Origin of the sequence: Streptomyces sp. NPDC005774 (assembly GCF_042871645.1) — a bacterium.
GTDB lineage: Bacteria > Actinomycetota > Actinomycetes > Streptomycetales > Streptomycetaceae > Streptomyces > Streptomyces pratens.
Window position 1 is genome coordinate 1 of the sequence record NZ_JBIAIV010000162.1, and the last position, 1,005, is coordinate 1,005.

Annotated in this window: 1 protein-coding gene; it reads right to left on the minus strand. The window is 63.8% G+C overall.

The features are described from left to right. Window positions 1–423: 423 nt before the first annotated feature. Window positions 424–624 carry a hypothetical protein gene (locus ACFYQA_RS39625; RefSeq protein ID WP_388928713.1) on the minus strand — a complete coding sequence of 67 codons (201 nt, stop codon included), beginning with the start codon at window positions 622–624 and terminating at the stop codon, window positions 424–426. Between the last annotated feature and the right edge of the window lie 381 nt (window positions 625–1,005).

Here is a 1,005-nt window from a genome sequence, read left to right on the forward strand (position 1 = left end):
ACCTCCATCCAACCGGACCGGAACACGCCCGCGCACCTCACCCACCCGCAAAACCACATGTCACAGGGCTACCAAACGACTTTGCCGGAGCCCTGGTGCGAGACCCCGCGATTGCCATATGGCAAGAGTGCCAGTACGTCCCTCCCGCCCTGCCGTCACCCCTCGTTCCCCACACCGTTCAAGCGTCAAGGAAGTGAGGCGAGGAGTATCGCCGGCCGTTTTCAAGAATCGCCATCACCCCGCCAGCCGCGAACATCTGCCCGAACCCGCCATGAAGGGGGAGACACCCTCGGGTGCCTCCCCCCACCTGTGATCGGAGTCGAGGATTCCGGGTTCCCGGTAACCGTTGACCCTGTCAGCCGCCCAATGGCCTTGGATTATGCTCTGCAGGACACTGACCTCAGAGCGGCTGGTCGCGATGCATCAGCATTCGTAGGCGTATTCCGCCTTGCCCTTGGTCGAGTTCCAGGTGAAGGTGGCGGACCTCCCGGCGCCGATGCTCTGGCAGTTGGGGTCCCAGTCCCAATCGACGGAGACGGTGGCGTTGATCGTGTAGCTGCATATGTTCTTGACCTGCGCCTTGCCGTTGGCGTTGCTGGTCAGCGAGGCACAGCCGACAGACAACGCAACAGGAGTGATCCCGGAAGGCGCAGGAGCGGCCGCCATCGCAGGGGTTGCTCCGGTCGCGACGATTGTTCCCGCCGCAACTGCCATGGCCAGGGGCGTCAGGATATTGCGAGTACGCGGCATTCTCTGGGTCCCTTTCCCTTTGAGCGCCCCCCACGATGGGGGGCTGCTCGCCCTGTTGGGCTGAGCCAAGAGCTTGTTGGCTCAGGAGAATCCGAACCACAGGAATGGGCTGTCCCGGACAGGACGCCACTGTCCGGCCTGCTCACAGACCTGTCCAGGTCCCAATGGCCATGAGTTAAGCCGTGTGGGGTGTGAGCTGGTGGAGCACGATGGTGCGGGTGACTCGGCGGGTGCCGGGGTCGGTTGAGCTGCGGG